Origin of the sequence: Geodermatophilus poikilotrophus, from assembly GCF_900111455.1 — a bacterium.
Lineage (GTDB): Bacteria > Actinomycetota > Actinomycetes > Mycobacteriales > Geodermatophilaceae > Geodermatophilus > Geodermatophilus poikilotrophus.
This window is the reverse complement of record NZ_FOIE01000003.1, coordinates 103,564-118,356: the sequence shown is the minus strand read 5'-3', so window position 1 is coordinate 118,356 and position 14,793 is coordinate 103,564. Positions and strand designations below refer to the sequence as shown.

At 75.7% G+C, this 14,793-nt stretch carries 13 protein-coding genes; 6 read left to right on the top strand and 7 right to left on the bottom strand.

Annotation, left to right across the window (positions count from 1 at the left end; translation table 11 throughout):
• Window positions 1-34 precede the first annotated feature (34 nt).
• The 6 genes from BMW27_RS08065 to BMW27_RS23910 form a co-directional block, all read right to left on the bottom strand.
• Window positions 35-1,282 (bottom strand): ABC transporter substrate-binding protein, encoded by a 1,248-nt coding sequence (locus tag BMW27_RS08065; protein ID WP_091442068.1) that lies wholly within the window; start codon window positions 1,280-1,282, stop codon window positions 35-37.
• Entirely contained in the window at window positions 1,279-2,532 is a 1,254-nt protein-coding gene (locus BMW27_RS08060) for a branched-chain amino acid ABC transporter permease (protein ID WP_091442065.1), read from the bottom strand. Before BMW27_RS08060 ends, BMW27_RS08065 begins: the two co-directional genes overlap by 4 nt.
• Window positions 2,525-3,415, bottom strand: coding sequence for a branched-chain amino acid ABC transporter permease (locus BMW27_RS08055; protein ID WP_091442062.1), 891 nt, complete (start codon window positions 3,413-3,415; stop codon window positions 2,525-2,527). Before BMW27_RS08055 ends, BMW27_RS08060 begins: the two co-directional genes overlap by 8 nt.
• Window positions 3,412-4,278: an ABC transporter ATP-binding protein gene (locus BMW27_RS08050; RefSeq protein ID WP_245743374.1), complete on the bottom strand. Its 867-nt coding sequence runs from the start codon at window positions 4,276-4,278 to the stop codon at window positions 3,412-3,414. The genes BMW27_RS08055 and BMW27_RS08050 overlap by 4 nt, the downstream gene beginning before the upstream one ends.
• Window positions 4,266-5,054, bottom strand: coding sequence for an ABC transporter ATP-binding protein (locus BMW27_RS08045; RefSeq protein ID WP_091442055.1), 789 nt, complete (start codon window positions 5,052-5,054; stop codon window positions 4,266-4,268). The genes BMW27_RS08050 and BMW27_RS08045 overlap by 13 nt, the downstream gene beginning before the upstream one ends.
• A gap of 361 nt (window positions 5,055-5,415) precedes the next feature.
• Complete coding sequence (locus tag BMW27_RS23910; RefSeq protein ID WP_091442051.1) at window positions 5,416-5,781, bottom strand: STAS domain-containing protein; 366 nt, start codon at window positions 5,779-5,781, stop codon at window positions 5,416-5,418.
• A gap of 228 nt (window positions 5,782-6,009) precedes the next feature.
• Here BMW27_RS23910 and BMW27_RS23905 point away from each other — a divergent pair, with 228 nt between their 5' ends.
• Both BMW27_RS23905 and BMW27_RS23900 read left to right on the top strand, forming a co-directional pair.
• Window positions 6,010-6,303 carry a hypothetical protein gene (locus BMW27_RS23905; protein ID WP_139206854.1) on the top strand — a complete coding sequence of 98 codons (294 nt, stop codon included), beginning with the start codon at window positions 6,010-6,012 and terminating at the stop codon, window positions 6,301-6,303.
• Between the two features lie 184 nt (window positions 6,304-6,487).
• Window positions 6,488-6,856: a hypothetical protein gene (locus BMW27_RS23900; protein ID WP_091442045.1), complete on the top strand. Its 369-nt coding sequence runs from the start codon at window positions 6,488-6,490 to the stop codon at window positions 6,854-6,856.
• Between the two features lie 189 nt (window positions 6,857-7,045).
• On the opposite strand, the gene BMW27_RS08025 is transcribed toward BMW27_RS23900, so the two are convergent.
• The gene (locus BMW27_RS08025; RefSeq protein ID WP_091442041.1) at window positions 7,046-10,126 is read right to left on the bottom strand and encodes a sacsin N-terminal ATP-binding-like domain-containing protein; all 3,081 of its coding nucleotides are present in this window, start codon (window positions 10,124-10,126) and stop codon (window positions 7,046-7,048) included.
• 71 nt (window positions 10,127-10,197) lie between these two features.
• Between BMW27_RS08025 and ppk2 the strand changes: the two genes are divergently transcribed.
• The 4 genes from ppk2 (at window position 10,198) to BMW27_RS08005 (ending at window position 14,789) form a co-directional block, all read left to right on the top strand.
• Window positions 10,198-11,130: a polyphosphate kinase 2 gene (gene ppk2 / locus BMW27_RS08020; protein WP_091442038.1), complete on the top strand. Its 933-nt coding sequence runs from the start codon at window positions 10,198-10,200 to the stop codon at window positions 11,128-11,130.
• A gap of 47 nt (window positions 11,131-11,177) precedes the next feature.
• On the top strand, window positions 11,178-12,689 hold the full coding sequence (locus tag BMW27_RS08015) for an aldehyde dehydrogenase family protein (protein WP_091442035.1): 1,512 nt from the start codon (window positions 11,178-11,180) through the stop codon (window positions 12,687-12,689).
• On the top strand, window positions 12,686-14,320 hold the full coding sequence (locus BMW27_RS08010) for a GMC family oxidoreductase (protein ID WP_091442031.1): 1,635 nt from the start codon (window positions 12,686-12,688) through the stop codon (window positions 14,318-14,320). Before BMW27_RS08015 ends, BMW27_RS08010 begins: the two co-directional genes overlap by 4 nt.
• Window positions 14,321-14,456: 136 nt before the next feature.
• A complete protein-coding gene (locus tag BMW27_RS08005) occupies window positions 14,457-14,789 on the top strand; it encodes a hypothetical protein (RefSeq protein ID WP_139206853.1) in 333 nt (110 codons plus the stop codon).
• Window positions 14,790-14,793 lie beyond the last annotated feature (4 nt).

Here is a 14,793-nt window from a genome sequence, read left to right as displayed (position 1 = left end):
CGGGAGGGGGCGCCGCCAGTGGTTCACCGCAGGGTCAGCGGAGGCCCTCCGCGAACTCGCCCTCGAACGCCTCCTGGACGACGGTGGCGCCACCCGGGACGTCGGCCGGCCGCAGGATGAAGCTCTGCAGGCTGGGCGAGCGTCCGGTCTCGAAGCCGTCGATCGGGACGACAAGGCCGCCGGTGTCGACGTTCTGCAGCTCGTTGAAGGCGTTGACCACACCCGCTCGGGTGAGGTCACCGTTCTCGCAGGCCGCGTCGAGGACCTGCTTCATGATCGCGCTCATGCCGTAGCCGACGAGCACGCCGAGGCTCGGCTGCACGTTCGGGTAGGCCTCCTGGTACTGCGCGAGCAGCTCGGGCTGGGCGTCGAAGGCCGAGACCGGGCTGGACACGTAGAGGTTGTCCTTGAGCGCCTGCGCGGCCGGCCCCTGCAGCAGGCCCGGCGCGAAGACCGGGTTGCTGCCGATGATCGGGACGTTGAGGCCCTGGGCCGCCGCCACGCCGGCCGCGGAGGCCGTCTGCGTGGGCGCGACGGTGAGCGCGATCGCGTCGACGCCGGCCGCGGCGAATTGGGTGATCTGCGCGGTCATGTCCTGGTCGGCGGACTTAATCTGCGCGGGGATGATCGTCAGCCCGCGCTCCTCGGCCACCGCCTCGCTGCCGGCCAGGCCGTTCTCGCCGTACTCGCCCTCGAAGTAGATGTGCCCGACGGTGGCCCCGTCCTGCAGCAGGCCCTGCTCGAAGAGGTAGGCGTACCCGTTGGCCAGCTCGACGTCATAGGTGGCGCCGACGACGCCGGTGCCGGGGATCTCGGTGAGGGTGCGCGCCCAGGCCGACGGGAAGTTGACGATCTGGTCGGCCTCGTACTCCGGGGCCAGCGCGGTGTTGATCGGCGAGCCGATGGTCTGCTGCATCGCCAGGATGTTGGGCTCCATGCCGCTGTAGAGCTGCACACCCGTCTGCGGGACGTAGGTGGTGTCCTGGACGTCGAGCTCGACTGTGTAGGTGTCGCAGACCTGGTTGTCCTGCCAGAACAGCTGGTTGGCGTTGGTGATGTCCTGGCCGAGCGCGGCGAACACGCCGGTCAGGTCGGTGAGGACGCCGAGCGTGATCGTCGTCCCCTCCACGCCGAAGTCGGTGGTGACCTCGCCGCCCGCGCCGCCCTCTCCTCCTCCGCCCCCTCCACCGGCCTCCGGTGCCCTGGTGCTGCAGCCGGCGGTCGCCACGACGACGGCCGCGGCGACCGCGGTGGTCGTGCGCAGAGTCTTGCCTGTTCTCATCTGGTCTCGCTCCCTTGTGCTGGTCGGTCGGAGGGGGTCGGTGCGGAGCCGGGTTGCTCCGGGGGTGGTGTGGAGACTCCGCCGCGGGCGGGCGCACGGCCCCGGCGGAAGCGTGAGGTGAGGCGCTGCGCGATCCCCGCGAGACCCGCGGGCTCGAACAGGACGATGAGGATGATCGCGGCGCCGTAGAGGAACCGGGCGGCGAAGCCCGCGGAGATGCCGCCCTGGCCCGGCGCGCTCACCAGCGGCAGGACGTCGGCGTACTGCTGGAACAGCAGCGGGAGCGCCGTGACGAACAGCGCGCCCAGCGCCGCGCCGCCCACCGAGCCCAGCCCGCCCAGCACGATCATCGCCAGGTACTGGATGGAGACGACGAGCGTGAAGGACTCCGGGGCGATGCTGCCGATGGACAGCGCGTAGAGCACCCCGGACAGGCCCGCGTACATCGAGCTGACCAGGAACACCCGCGCCTTGTAGGCCTGCACGTTGACGCCCATGACCGACGCGGCGACCTCGCTGTCGCGCAGCGTCTGCAGCGCCCGGCCGGGCCGGCTGCGCAGCAGGTTGCGGGCGAACACGTAGGCGGCCAGCGCCAGGACCAGCCCGAGGTACCACAACCGCTCGGCCTCCCGGAACGGCACGCCAAGCACCCACAGCTGCGGGTCGCTGTTGCCGAAGGTGAAGCCGAACAGCGAGAACTCCGGCGCCGCGCGGCCGTTGAAGCCACCGGTCACCGGCGTCCAGGTGTTGATCACGTGGACGCCGATGAAGACCAGCCCCAGCGAGGCGACACCGAGGTAGATGCCCCGCAGCCGCGCCGCGATCGGGCTGAAGACCAGTCCGGCCAGCCCGGCGAGCAGCACGCCGACGACCATGCCGACGATCGGCGGCAGGCCCAGCCCCTGCAGCGCGGCCCGGGTGCCGAGTCCGCCGGACTCCCCGGAGATGTAGGTGTAGCTGACCGCGCCGACGGCGAGGAAGAAGGCGTGCGCCAGGGACAGCTGGCCGGTGGTGCCCACGAGCAGGTTCAGCCCGATGGCGCCGATCGCCGCGCCGAACACCGCGAAGCCGGTGCGCAGCCAGAACTCGTCGAAGTACAGCGGGAAGACCAGCAGGAAGAGCAACAGCGCGGCGACCAGCACCCACTTGACCACGGTGCCGGGACGGCGGCCGGCCCGGCCCGGCCGGGTGGGGGTGGCGGACGTCGCGCGGGAGGCCCCCGCCTGGCGCGAGACGGTCTGCTCAGACACGGGTCAGCTCCTTGGTGCCGAAGAGCCCCGAGGGCCGGACGAGCAGGACGGCGATCATGACGACGTAGGGGACGACCTCGCCGAAGCCCCGGCCCAGGAAGAGCAGGTTCTCCTGGTAACCGGCGGCCAGGGACTCGGCGACCCCGATGAGCAGGCCGCCCACCAGCGCACCGCCGGTGGAGTCCAGGCCGCCCAGGATGGCCGCCGGGAAGGCCCGCAGCGCCGTGGCGTAGACGGCCGAGCTGACCCCGGGTGTCGGGCTGCCGACCAGGAACAGGGCGGCCACCCCGGCGAGGACGCCGGCGACGACCCAGGCCAGCGCGGAGACCCGGCCCTGCCGGATGCCCATCAGCGCCGCGGTCTCGCCGTCCTCGGCCGACGCGCGCATGGCCACGCCCCAGCTCGAGTACTTGAACGCGACGAAGAACAGCGCGATGAGGACGCCGGCGACGACCATGGCGATCAGCCGGTTCTGGGTGATCCCGATGCCGCCGATGCGCACCGACTCCCCGCCCCACGGGTGCGGCACGTTGAGGATGTCCGGGCCGATCCGCCGGATCAGCTCGGTCAGCAGGATGATGTCGACGCCGATGGTGACGATCGCCAGGCTGATCACGGGCGCGCCGCGCAGCCGGTTGATGATGAAGCGCTCGATCAGGAACGCGGCCAGCGCGGTGAACACCAGGCCGACGAGCACGGCGAGCAGGAAGCCCAGCGGCTCGGACAGCCGCGCGATGGAGTAGGCGCCGAGCAGCAGCAGCGAGCCGTGGGTGAAGCTCACCACCTCGCTGGCCTTGAAGATGATCACGAAGCCGAGCGCGATCAGCGCGTAGATGGCGCCGAGCGACAACCCGTTGAGCAGGAGCGAGAGGAACTGGGTCACGAGGTGGTCCCTGGCGTCTCGGTGGTGTGGTGGGCGGCGGCCTCGGCGGGCGTGTCGTCGTCGCCGGAGCCCAGGTAGGCGCGGATGACCTCGGGGTCGGCCTGCACCTCGGCCGGGGTCCCGTCGGCGATCCGGCGTCCGAAGTCCAGGACGGTGACCCGGTCGGCCAGGGACATGACCATCCCCATGTCGTGCTCGACCAGGACGATCGAGATGCCGAGCGCCGAGCGGATCTCCCGGATCGCCTCGGCCATCCGGCCGGTCTCCTCGGCGTTCATCCCGGCCACCGGCTCGTCGAGCAGCAGGAGCCGCGGCTCGGTGCACAGCGCCCGGGCCACCTCGACCCGCTTCTGGTCGCCGTAGGACAGCACGCCGACCGGGGTCTGCAGCTTGTCGCCCAGGTCGAGGAACTCGGCGATCTCCCGGATCCGCTCGCCGTGCACCTTCCCCTCGCGGGTGGCGCGGGGCAGCCGCAGCCCGGAGGAGAGGAACCCGGCCTTCGTCAGGTGGTGCCGGCCGAGCATGAGGTTCTCGGCCACCGACTGGGCGCCGGACAGCGCGATGTTCTGGAACGCGCGGGCCACGCCGACCCCGGCGATCTGGAACGGGCGCATGCGGTCGAGCCGCGCCTCGCCGAAGCGGACCTCGCCCTCAGCGGCCTGGTAGACGCCGGAGAGGACGTTGAACATCGTCGACTTGCCGGCGCCGTTGGGGCCGATGACCGCGTGGATCGTCCCGGGAGCGACGGTGAACGAGACGTCGGACAGCGCCTTGATGGCGCCGAACCGGACGCTGACGTGCTCGACCTCCACCGGCGAGACGTCCGAGCGCGTGTCCACGCCGGCCGCCGTCACGCCGTCCACCGGGAGAGCGTGCGGCGGGGGCCGCGGGTGGCCGGGCCGGCGTCGACCGCGTCGCCGTGCCCGAGGTAGAGCCGCTGCACCTCGTCGGTGCGGGCGAGGTCCGCGGCCGGCCCGGACAGCGAGACCTTGCCGACGTCGAGGACGTAGGCCAGGTCGGCGACCCCCAGCGCCATCGTGGCGTTCTGCTCGACGAGCAGCACGGAGGTGCCCTGCCGGTTGATCTCGGCGACCACCTCGCCGATCTGGCCGATGACGCGGGGCGCCAGCCCCAGCGAGGGCTCGTCGAGCAGCAGCACCTTGGGGCTGGCCATGAGGGCCCGGCCGATGGCCAGCATCTGCTGCTCACCACCGGAGAGCAGCCCGGCCCGCTGGCCGCTGCGCTCGGCCAGCACGGGGAACAGGTCGTGCACCCGGGCGTGCGCGCGGGCCTTGGCGGCGCGGTCCCGGTTGCCCATGCCGCCGGCGCGCAGGTTCTCCTCGACGGTGAGCCGGCCGAAGATCCGCCGCCCCTCCGGCACCTGGACGACACCCCGGCGGACGATCTGCCCCGGGTCGCGCGTGGTGAGGACGTCACCGTCGAAGCGCACCGCGCCCTCGTCGACGCGTCCCCGGTGCAGCCGCAGCGTGCCGGAGATGGTCCGCAGCAGCGTGCTCTTGCCGGCACCGTTGCTGCCGAGGACGGCGACGACCTTGCCGTCGGGCACCTCCATGGTCACGCCGCGCACCGCCTCGACGGCGCCGCCGTACGTCACGCGCAGCGAGTCGATGCTCAGCATGCGGGCCGCACCGCGGCTGTCCCCGGCGAGCCGGCCGGCGTCCGTGGGTCGCCGTGTCGCGGAACGACATCGGCCTGTGATTCAGGGCACATGGCCGGAGACTGTAAAGCCACGACGCGCCGAGTACGCCACAGGCGCGGACGATCGTGACCTGCAGGTGACCTGCGCACGAGCGTCGGGGGTGACCCGACGGGAACCGGGGACCAGCAATGTGCGGCGGTCACACGCCGCTGACCGGCCACGTGTGGGGAAGTCACATGGAGGGATGGCCTCGAACGCCGCCGGGGCGGCCCCCTGCAGAGCCCGCCCTGGCTCCGTCCCACACCACGCCCCGAGCGTGCGGGGCGGGGGGAGTCCTCCCTCAGGCGGCGCCGGCTCCGGCGCGGGGCTCGACGTGCTCGACGGCCAGCAGGTCGTAGAGGCCGGTGATCTGCAGCGGCCGGACCACCGCCCGGCACGAGGCGACCACGCGCAGCAGGACGCCGCCCTCTGCGGCCCGCCGGTGGGCGCCGGCCAGGACGCACAGCCCGGCGGAGTCGAGGAAGGTCACGCCGTCGAGGTCGACGGTGAGCGCCGGGACGCGGTCGGCGAAGACCGCGTCGACGACCTCGCGCAGCCGTGGGGCGGTGGAGGAGTCGACCTCGCCGCTGACGGTGAGCAGGACGCCGGTGGCGGGAGAGCCGGTCACGTCGATCGAGACGAGGTCGGTGGTGGGGACAGCGGTCACGGTGCGCCTCTCTCGAGGAAGCGAACCCGTACGGACGACCACGGGACCAGCCGTGGCACGACGCGGAGTCCGGCAACTGGTGCCGCGGCTGACTGCTGAACCGCTGCCCCTGACCGTAGGGACCTCTCCCCCGATGTTCAAGAGGCGACGGCGGACGTGATCACGGCCGCATCGCGCCGGGAGCGGGCGCGGCGGCCGGACGCCCACCGCGCGGGGATACTGGACGGCGTGTCGAGGTGGCTGGCGGTGTGGGGCGGGATCTGGCTGGCCGGCTCGGTCGGGGCCTTCCTGGTGCTCGACCCGATCCTCGCCTCGTTCGTCGCCATCGTCGGCCTCTGTCTCTGGGGCGTCGCGGTGCTGGCCAGCGACTGGGAGCAGCACTCCTCCTTCGAGCAGCGCGAGCTCGACCGGGCCCGCCGGCGCGCCGACCGCCGGGAGCGGACCAAGGACGCCCGCGCCCGCGACCGCGCCCGCTGGGAGGCCCACCAGCAGCGCAAGGCCGACCGCTCCTCCGGCCGGTAATCCGCTCGACGCCCCCCGGCACAATCCGTAGCGTCGCTGCCGTGCGCTCCTGATCCGTCCTCTCCGTGACGTGCCGCGGGTCGAGTCCTGCTCCCCGCCGTCCGCGCTCCGCTCCGGCCGGGCGCACCTCGCTCCTCGCTGACCGGCTGCCGGTCGCGCAGCCCTCCCCTCTCCGGAGGCCACCGTGTCCCGCCCCCACCGCGCCCTCGACGGCGCACCCGCCACCGCCCGCGCCGCCCTCCCCGGGACCGAGGCGGCCGCCTTCGACCGCCTGGCGCACGCCGTCCTCGCCCGGCCCGGCGCCGCCCTCGGCGCCACGCTGCGCGCCGTCCTGCCCGGCCCGGCCGGTCCCCGGTGGCTGCGCTCGGCGGGCCTGCCGCCCACCACCCGCGCCGCCGACCTGACCGCCGAGCAGTGGCTGTCGCTGTACCGCTGCTGCGCCGAGGCCGGGCGCGCCCCCGCGCCCGGCGCGCCGGCCGGGTGGAGCGGACGGCCCAGCTCCGCCCACGGCCGTGCCTCGGGCGCGCACGCCATCCCGCGCTGGGGCCAGTGAGGAGGGACCCCCTCGCCCCCGCCGCTCGTGAGCTCGCGCCAGGCCCCGTACAGAGGCTCGCCGCGAGGCCCCGTCTCGGGTCCCGCCCTGAGCCTGCGAAGGGTGGGGAGGACGGGGTCCTTCCACGGTGAGGGGGACGGGGTCCTCCTCCCTGCAACGGGGCCGACGGGAGGCGCCGTCGGCCCCGACTCACGGGCCGACGGCGTCCTCGGCGGCGAGCACGTCGGCGTGCTCCGGATCGGCGAAGGCCTCGGCCAGCGCCTGGCGCAGCGGCCACGCCCCCGTCCGCCAGGCCAGCGCCCGCCCCAGCGCACCCGGGGTCCCGTCCACGTGGTCGACCCCGCTCCCCGGCCACCACGGGACGGTCCGGCCACCGGCCCGCAGCGGCTCGTGGACGGCGACCTCGCCGGGGAGCTCCGCCATCTCGAGCCGGGCCGCGGCCAGCTGCGCTCCCGGGACGTCGGCCCAGCGCACCCGCCGCACCGGACGGCTCTCCACCCGGGCGCGCACCGCCTCACCGGCCAGCGGGAGGTCCAGCAGGTCGGCCACCGGCCCTGGGGCACCACCGGCCGGCACGAGCGGGGAGTCGACGAGTGGCTGCAACCACGGGGCGTCCAGGACGACGGCCCGCTCGGCTGCGACCACCCGGTCCGGCGCCACGCGCACCCGGTCCGGCGGGTCCACGTCGACGCCGTCGAGCGCCGCGGCCAGGCGGGCGTGCACGGTGCGCAGCACGGCGGGCGAGACGGTGCGGCGGTCGTCGCCCAGCCGGTCGAGCAGGTCCAGCGCGCCGTCGACGTCGGCGAGCACGTCGTCGACCGACGCAGGCGGGCGCAGCAGGTCCAGCAGCCGCGGATCGGCGTCGGCCGGTTCGTACAGCCCCTGCAGCTCCGCCGCCGCCGGGTGCCGCAGCCGGTCGGGGCGCCGCCCGCCGAGCACCGGGTGCCCGCCCAGCCACCACCGCAGGTAGCCGGGCACCGTCACCCCGTCGAGGACGACGTCGGCCCACGCGTCCGCGGGCAGCGCGGCCAGCAGCGGCAGCGCGCCGGCCCAGTCGGCGACCAGCTCCAGGTCCCGGACGGCGGTCAGCGGCGGCCACGACGGAGCCGGCGCGTCGGCGGGCAGCCGGTCGAGGACGGCGTCGGCCCAGTCCTGCGCCGCGTCGACGTCGAGGCCGTCGGGGTCCTCGGCGCGCACCAGCGCGAAGCCGTCGAGCACACCCACCGCCCGCAGCACGTCCGGGTCGGCGTCCAGCCCGGGTGCCAGGGTGCCCAGCGCGCCGTCGAGCAGCACGCCGGCGAAGCGGGACCCGGGCAGCACCAGCTCCCCGGCCGGCGCCCAGCCACCGTCGGCGTCGGGCAGCGCCAGCTCCGACAGCCAGGGCAGCTCCCCCGGCCCGGTCCCCGCCGCGGCGACCAGCGCCAGGACCGCGTCGGCGAAGGCGGCCGGGTCCCGGTCGGGCTCCCAGCCGTCGTCGGCCGCGTCGACCGAGGTCTCGACCGCCGCGCGCACCTCCGGGTCGGCGAGCACCGCGGCGGCGGTGGCCGGGCGCGCCCCGAGCCGTTCCAGCAGCCGGCGGGCGGCGGCGGGGGCGACCGCGTCCGGGTCGGCCACCCGCAGCCCGAGCGGACCCAGCCGCGCCACCGGCAGTCCCTCGTCGGGCAGCAGCACCCCCGCCGGGCCGTGGGCGGTGCGGCCGTCGGCGAGCGGGACCGGCAGTGCGGCCAGCTCCTCGCGCTCGGCGCCGTCGAGGGCCGCGTACAGCCGCGCCCACCACGACGGCGGCCGGGCGACGCCGCGGACCGCCTCCACGGCCTCGGCGGTGCCGACCCGGCGCACCCCGAGAGCGGCCAGCGCGGGCAGGTCGGTGCGGGCCGACCAGCCTGCCGGCAGCAGCCCGGGGAGCACGCCGGTCAGCGCGGCCACCCGCTCCTCGGTGGGCTCGGCGAGCACCGCGGCGCGGCCGGGCGGCTGCCGGTCGCGGTCGGCGCCGGCGACCGGCAGCCAGGCGGACCCGCGCAGCCGCTCCAGCGCCGCGGTGCACAGCGCGGCGTCCAGCTCGGCACCGGCCAGCCCGATGCGCGGCACCAGCGCCAGCACCGCGCCGTCCCTCCCCGGGCCCTCGGTCAGCCCCGCGAGGAGGTCGGCGTAGGCGCCGGCGGCCGCGGCGACCAGCTCGTCGGTGACCGGCCCGGGCAGCACGTGCCGCCGGTCGGGGCCCAGCGGGAAGGGCGCGACCAGGCGGGCGGGCAGGGTGAGCGGCTCGTCGCTGGGGGTCGGCGCGTGCACCCGCTGGGGCAGCGGCAGGGGCGCCGGGCGCCCGTCGTCGTCCAGCGGCACCGCCCAGGTCAACGTCCACGCGCGACGTGCCCGCTCCTCGACCGGCCGCTCGGCGAGCAGCGCCTCGGGCAGCTCGCCGTCGCGCCGCTCCAGCCGCCAGACGGTCGTCCGGTCGCCGTCGGTCAGCTCGGCCTCCGCGCCGCGCCGGCGCACCGCGAGCGAGCGGACCGTCCCGTCGAGGACGACGTCGACCGCCGCGAGCCCGGGCAGCGCCAGCAGCAGCTCGGGAGCCAGCTCCTCCAGGGCGGTGCGCACGGCGGCCCGCGACCCGGCGCGCAGCGGCAGCACCACCTCGGTGGCGAAGCCCTCGGGCGGCGTCCCCCCGGCCGGCCAGGGCAGCCGCAGCACGGGGACGGCGCCGTCCCGGCGGGCCACCTCCTCGGCCAGCGCGGGGACGGCGGCGACCTCGGCGCGGGTGCGGTCGGCGCTGAACGCGACCCCGCCGGCGGTCGAGTGCACCGCCGGCTCGTCGGTGACCGCGAGGACGGCGGCGAAACCGACCCCGAACCTGCCGACCGTCTCGATCCGCGGTCCGCCCGGGACCCCGGACCCCGGCTGGTCACGCTTGGCCGAGGCACGCAGCGAGGCCAGGCCCTGCACCCCGGCGGCGTCGAGGGGGGCGCCGGTGTTGGCCGCCCGCAGCACCTCTCCCCCGGCGCCGTCACCGGTCAGCTCCAGCCGCAGCCGCCCCGTCTCCCCTGCCCGGGCGGCGGCGTCGGCGGCGTTCTGCGCCAGCTCCACCAGCAGCCGGTCGCGGTAGCCGCCGCGGACGAGGTCCTCCTCGGCGTTGGCGTCCTCGCGGAAGCGGGCCGGGGAGTCGGCCCAGGCGGCGAGCACCCGCCGCCGCAGCTCCGCGGTGTCGAAGGTGTCGGCCGCTGTCGCGGCACCGCTCGGACGGGGCACGCCCGGGGCGTCGGGGGAACCGGGCACGGGGCCAGCATCGCAGCGGCACGCCGGGGCGGCGCGTGCACCGGGGCGCTCCGCGGGGTAACCCCCGCTGCGTGTCCGAGATCGACGTGTCCCAGTACCGGTTGCAGGCCCTCCCCGCGGACGACTCCGACGAGGACTGGGACGACGACGGCGAGCTCTTCGGCCCGGACGGCAAGCGGATCGAGACCTGGCGGGAGGGCTATCCCTACGACCGGCGGCTGCCGCGGTCGGAGTACGAGCGGGAGAAGCGCCGGCTGCAGATCCAGCTGCTGCGGCTGCAGGGCTGGGTCAAGGACACCGGCCAGCAGCTCGTCGTCCTCTTCGAGGGGCGCGACGCCGCGGGCAAGGGCGGCACCATCAAGCGCTTCACCGAGCACCTCAACCCGCGCGGCACCCGGGTCGTCGCGCTGGACAAGCCCTCGGAGCGCGAGCAGACCCAGTGGTACTTCCAGCGCTACGTGGCCCACCTGCCCGCCGCCGGGGAGATCGTGCTGTTCGACCGGTCCTGGTACAACCGCGCCGGCGTCGAGCGGGTGATGGGCTACTGCACCGACGAGCAGTACGAGCGCTTCATGCGCCAGGCACCGGAGTTCGAGCGGATGCTCGTCGACAGCGGCATCCGGTTGGTCAAGTTCTGGTTCTCGGTGTCCCGGCGCGAGCAGCGCACCCGCTTCATCGTGCGGCGGATCGACCCGGTGCGGCAGTGGAAGCTCTCCCCCACCGACCTCGCCTCGCTGGACCGCTGGGACGACTACACCGCGGCCAAGGAGGCGATGTTCGCGGCCACCGACACCGACCACGCCCCGTGGACCGTCATCAAGAGCAACGACAAGAAGCGGGCCCGGCTCGAGGCGCTGCGCCACGTCCTGTACTCCCTGCCCTACGAGGGCAAGGACGAGGCGGTCGTCGGCCGGCCGGACCCGAACATCGTCGTGGCCGCGGCCGACGTGCTGGAGTCCGACCGCGAGGCGCTCGAACGGGGCGAGCTGGCCGCGGCCCGGTGAGCCGGCCTGCCGCCGACGGGTCCTACCGGCCAGTGACCTGCGTTCCCGTGTCGCTCGCCGAGCAGGGGGACGGCGCCGGGCGCCGCGCCGCCGAGACGTTCGAGTCGACCGCACCCGCGTCGGGCGCGGTCGTCGGGGTGTTCCCCGTCCAGGACGCCGAGGACGTCCGCGCCGCCGTGGACCGGGCCCGCGCCGCCGCCCGGGCGTGGGCCGACCTCGGCTTCGACGGCCGCCGGACGCGGCTGGCGGCCTACCGCGGCCACCTCGCCCGCCGGGTGCACGAGCTGGCCGACCTGGTGCACCGGGAGAACGGCAAGCCGCACGCCGACGCGATCCTCGAGATCACCCTCACCGTCGACCACCTCGCCTGGGCGGCCACCCACGCACGCAAGGTGCTCGGCCCGCGCCGGGTCCGCCCGGGCCTGCTGGCGGCCAACCACGCGGCGTGGCTGGAGTACCAGCCGCTCGGCGTCGTCGGCGTGATCGGCCCGTGGAACTACCCGGTGTTCACGCCGATGGGCTCGATCGCCTACGCCCTGGCCGCCGGCAACGCCGTCGTCTTCAAGCCCTCGGAGCACACACCGGCGGTGGGCGTGTGGCTGGCCGAGGCCTGGCGGGCCGCCGTCCCCGACGTCCCGGACGCCCTGCAGGTCGTCACCGGTCTCGGTGACACCGGCGCGGCACTGTGCCGCGCCGGTGTGGGCAAGCTGGCCTTCACCGGCTCCGCCCCCACGGGCCGCGAGGTCATGGCCGCCTGCGCGGAGACCCTGACGCCGGTGCTCATGGAGCTCGGCGGCAAGGACGCGATGATCGTCGACGACGACGCCGACGTGGCCGCCGCGGCCGACGCCGCGGTGTGGGGCGCGATGAGCAACGCGGGGCAGACCTGCATCGGCATCGAGCGGGTCTACGCCACCGAGCGGGTCTACGACGCCTTCGTCGCCGAGGTGACCGAGAGGGTCCGCGGGCTGCGGCCGGGCACCGACGACGACGCCGCGTACGGCCCGATGACGATGGCCGCGCAGACCGACGTCGTCCGCCGGCACGTGGACGACGCGGTCGCCTCCGGTGGCCGGATCGCGGCCGGTGGGACCGTCGAGGGGCGGCTGGTCGCGCCCACCGTGCTGCTCGACGTGCCCGAGACCTCGGCCGCCGTGCGCGAGGAGACCTTCGGCCCGACGCTGACCATCACGCGGGTGCGCGACGCCGAGGAGGCGCTGGAGCGCACCAACGCCAACGCGCACGGCCTGGCCGGCGCGGTGTTCTCCCGGTCGAGGGCGCGGGCCATGGACCTCGCCCGCCGGATGAGGAGCGGCATGACGTCGGTGAACTCGGTGCTCACCTTCGCCTCGGTGCCGGCGCTGCCCTTCGGCGGTGTGGGCGAGAGCGGCTTCGGCCGCATCCACGGCGAGGACGGGCTGCGCGAGTTCACCCGCGCCAAGGCCATCACCCGCCGGCGGGTCGCCCTCCCCGTCGACCTGATGAGCTTCACCCGGCCCGCCGCTGCCGCCGACGCGCTCGCCCGCGTGGTGGGACTGGTCCACGGGCGGCACCGGTGACCGTGCCGGACCCGGCACACGCGGGCACCGAGGAGCACGACGTCGTCGTCGTCGGCGCGGGCTCGGCCGGCTGCGCGCTGGCCGGGCGGCTGTCGGAGGACCCGTCGCTGCGGGTGCTGCTGCTGGAGGCCGGCGGCTCGGACGACGTCCTGGAGGTGCGGGTCCCGGCGGCGCTGCACAAGACGTGGCGCACCCGCCGGGACTGGAACTACACGACCGTGCCGCAGCCGGCCCTGGGCGGGCGGCGGCTGTTCTGGCCGCAGGGCAAGCTGCTGGGCGGGTCGTCGTCGATCAACGCGATGATCTACGTCCGCGGCGCGGCGGCCGACTACGACGAGTGGGCCGAGCTCACCGGCGACCGCTCGTGGTCCTACCGGCACGTGCTGCCGCTGTTCCGCCGGATGGAGGACAACGCCCGCGGCGCGGACCGCTTCCACGGCGTCGGCGGGCCGCTGCGCGTCGAGGACCCGCGCTCCCCGCACGCCTGGTCACGAGCGGCCGTGGCGTCCGCGGTCGCGGCCGGGTACCCGCGCAACGACGACTTCAACGGCGCCGGACAGGAGGGCGTCGGGCTCTACCAGCTCACCCAGCGCCGCGGCCGCCGCTGGTCGGCGGCCGACGCCTACCTGCACCCCGCGACGGCCCGGCCCAACCTCACCGTGCGCACCGGCGCGCTGACCACCCGGGTGCTGGTGTCCGGCGGGCGGGCCACCGGCGTCGAGTACCGGTCGGGCGGGCGGACGCGCACCGCGCACGCCGCGGCCGAGGTCGTGCTGGCCGGCGGCGCGGTGAACTCGCCGCAGCTGCTGATGCTCTCGGGCATCGGCCCGGGCGCGCACCTGCGCGACGTCGGCCTCGACGTCGTCTCCGACCTGCCCGGCGTCGGCGGCGGGCTGCAGGACCACCCCCTGGTGCCGGTCGTCTGGCACACCCGGTCGGGGAGGTCGCTGTCCCGGGCGGAGTCGCCGTCGGGCTACGCGCGCTGGTTCGGTGCCCGCCGCGGCCCGCTGACCTCCAACCTGGCCGAGGCGGGGCTGTTCACCCGCTCCCGGCCGGACCTGCCCGAGCCCGACCTGCAGTACCACTTCCTACCGGTGAAGTTCTGGCAACAGGCGCGGGTCGACCCAGACGTCGACGCGTTCACCGCCGCCGCCGTCCTGGTCCGGGTGCACTCGCGCGGCTCGGTGCGGCTCCGCTCGGCCGACCCCACGTGGGCACCGGCCATCGACGCCGGCTACCTCACCGACGAGCGCGACCTGGACGCGCTGGTCTGCGGCGTCGAGAAGGCCCGGGAGGTCGCCGGCTGCGGCCCGCTGGCCGACGTCCTCGCCGAGGAGTGGTCCCCCGGCGGCGCGGTGCGCACCCGCGACGGCCTGCGGCGGGTGGTGCGCGACAGCCTCGAGTCGCTGTACCACCCGGTCTCGTCGTGCCGGATGGGCAGCGACGACGACGCGGTGGTCGACGCGCAGCTGCGGGTGCACGGCGTCGAGGGGCTGCGGGTGGTCGACGCCTCGGTCATGCCGACGCTGGTGCGCGGCGACACCAACACGCCGACGATCATGATCGCCGAGCGGGCGGCCGACCTCATCACCGGCCGCAGCGTCGACCCGGCCCTCACCGGGGCGGCCTGACCGGGGACCTCCTGCTCGCCGCCGCCCGCAGGCTCGCGTCGCGGCCCTGCAGGAGGCCGGCGGGACCGGCAACGGGACGGGCCGGGGGACTCCGCGCCCGGTGTATCCGTCGGCCCGCGCCGGTGCTCCGACGGGCGTGAGCACCGGACACCTCCGTGAGCCGCCCTACTGGGCCCTGCTCGAGACCGCCCACACCTTCGGCCGCAGGGACGGCCACGCCGCCGCGCGGTTCGAGCCGCACGGCCCGGTCGACCCGCCCTCGACGCACTGCCGCGGCCGCGACCCCGCGGCGTTCGCGCGCCTGCTCTGGAGGGACCGGCCCGGCGACCCACCGAGCGGCCTCGAGGCGAACGCACCCCTCTGGTACGCCCGGGGCTTCGCCGAGGGCCTGGCCGCCGAGCGGCGCTGGGCCGACCGCCGGCGGACGGTCGCCGCGGCCGGGACGGGCTCCCCCCGGCACACCCGCTGAGGCG

Bases quoted from the DNA above. Each gene is read 5' to 3' on its own strand.
- BMW27_RS08065 (WP_091442068.1), bottom strand. From the start codon at position 1,282: ATGAGAACAGGCAAGACTCTGCGCACGACCACCGCGGTCGCCGCGGCC.
- BMW27_RS08045 (WP_091442055.1), bottom strand. From the start codon at position 5,054: ATGCTGAGCATCGACTCGCTGCGCGTGACGTACGGCGGCGCCGTCGAG.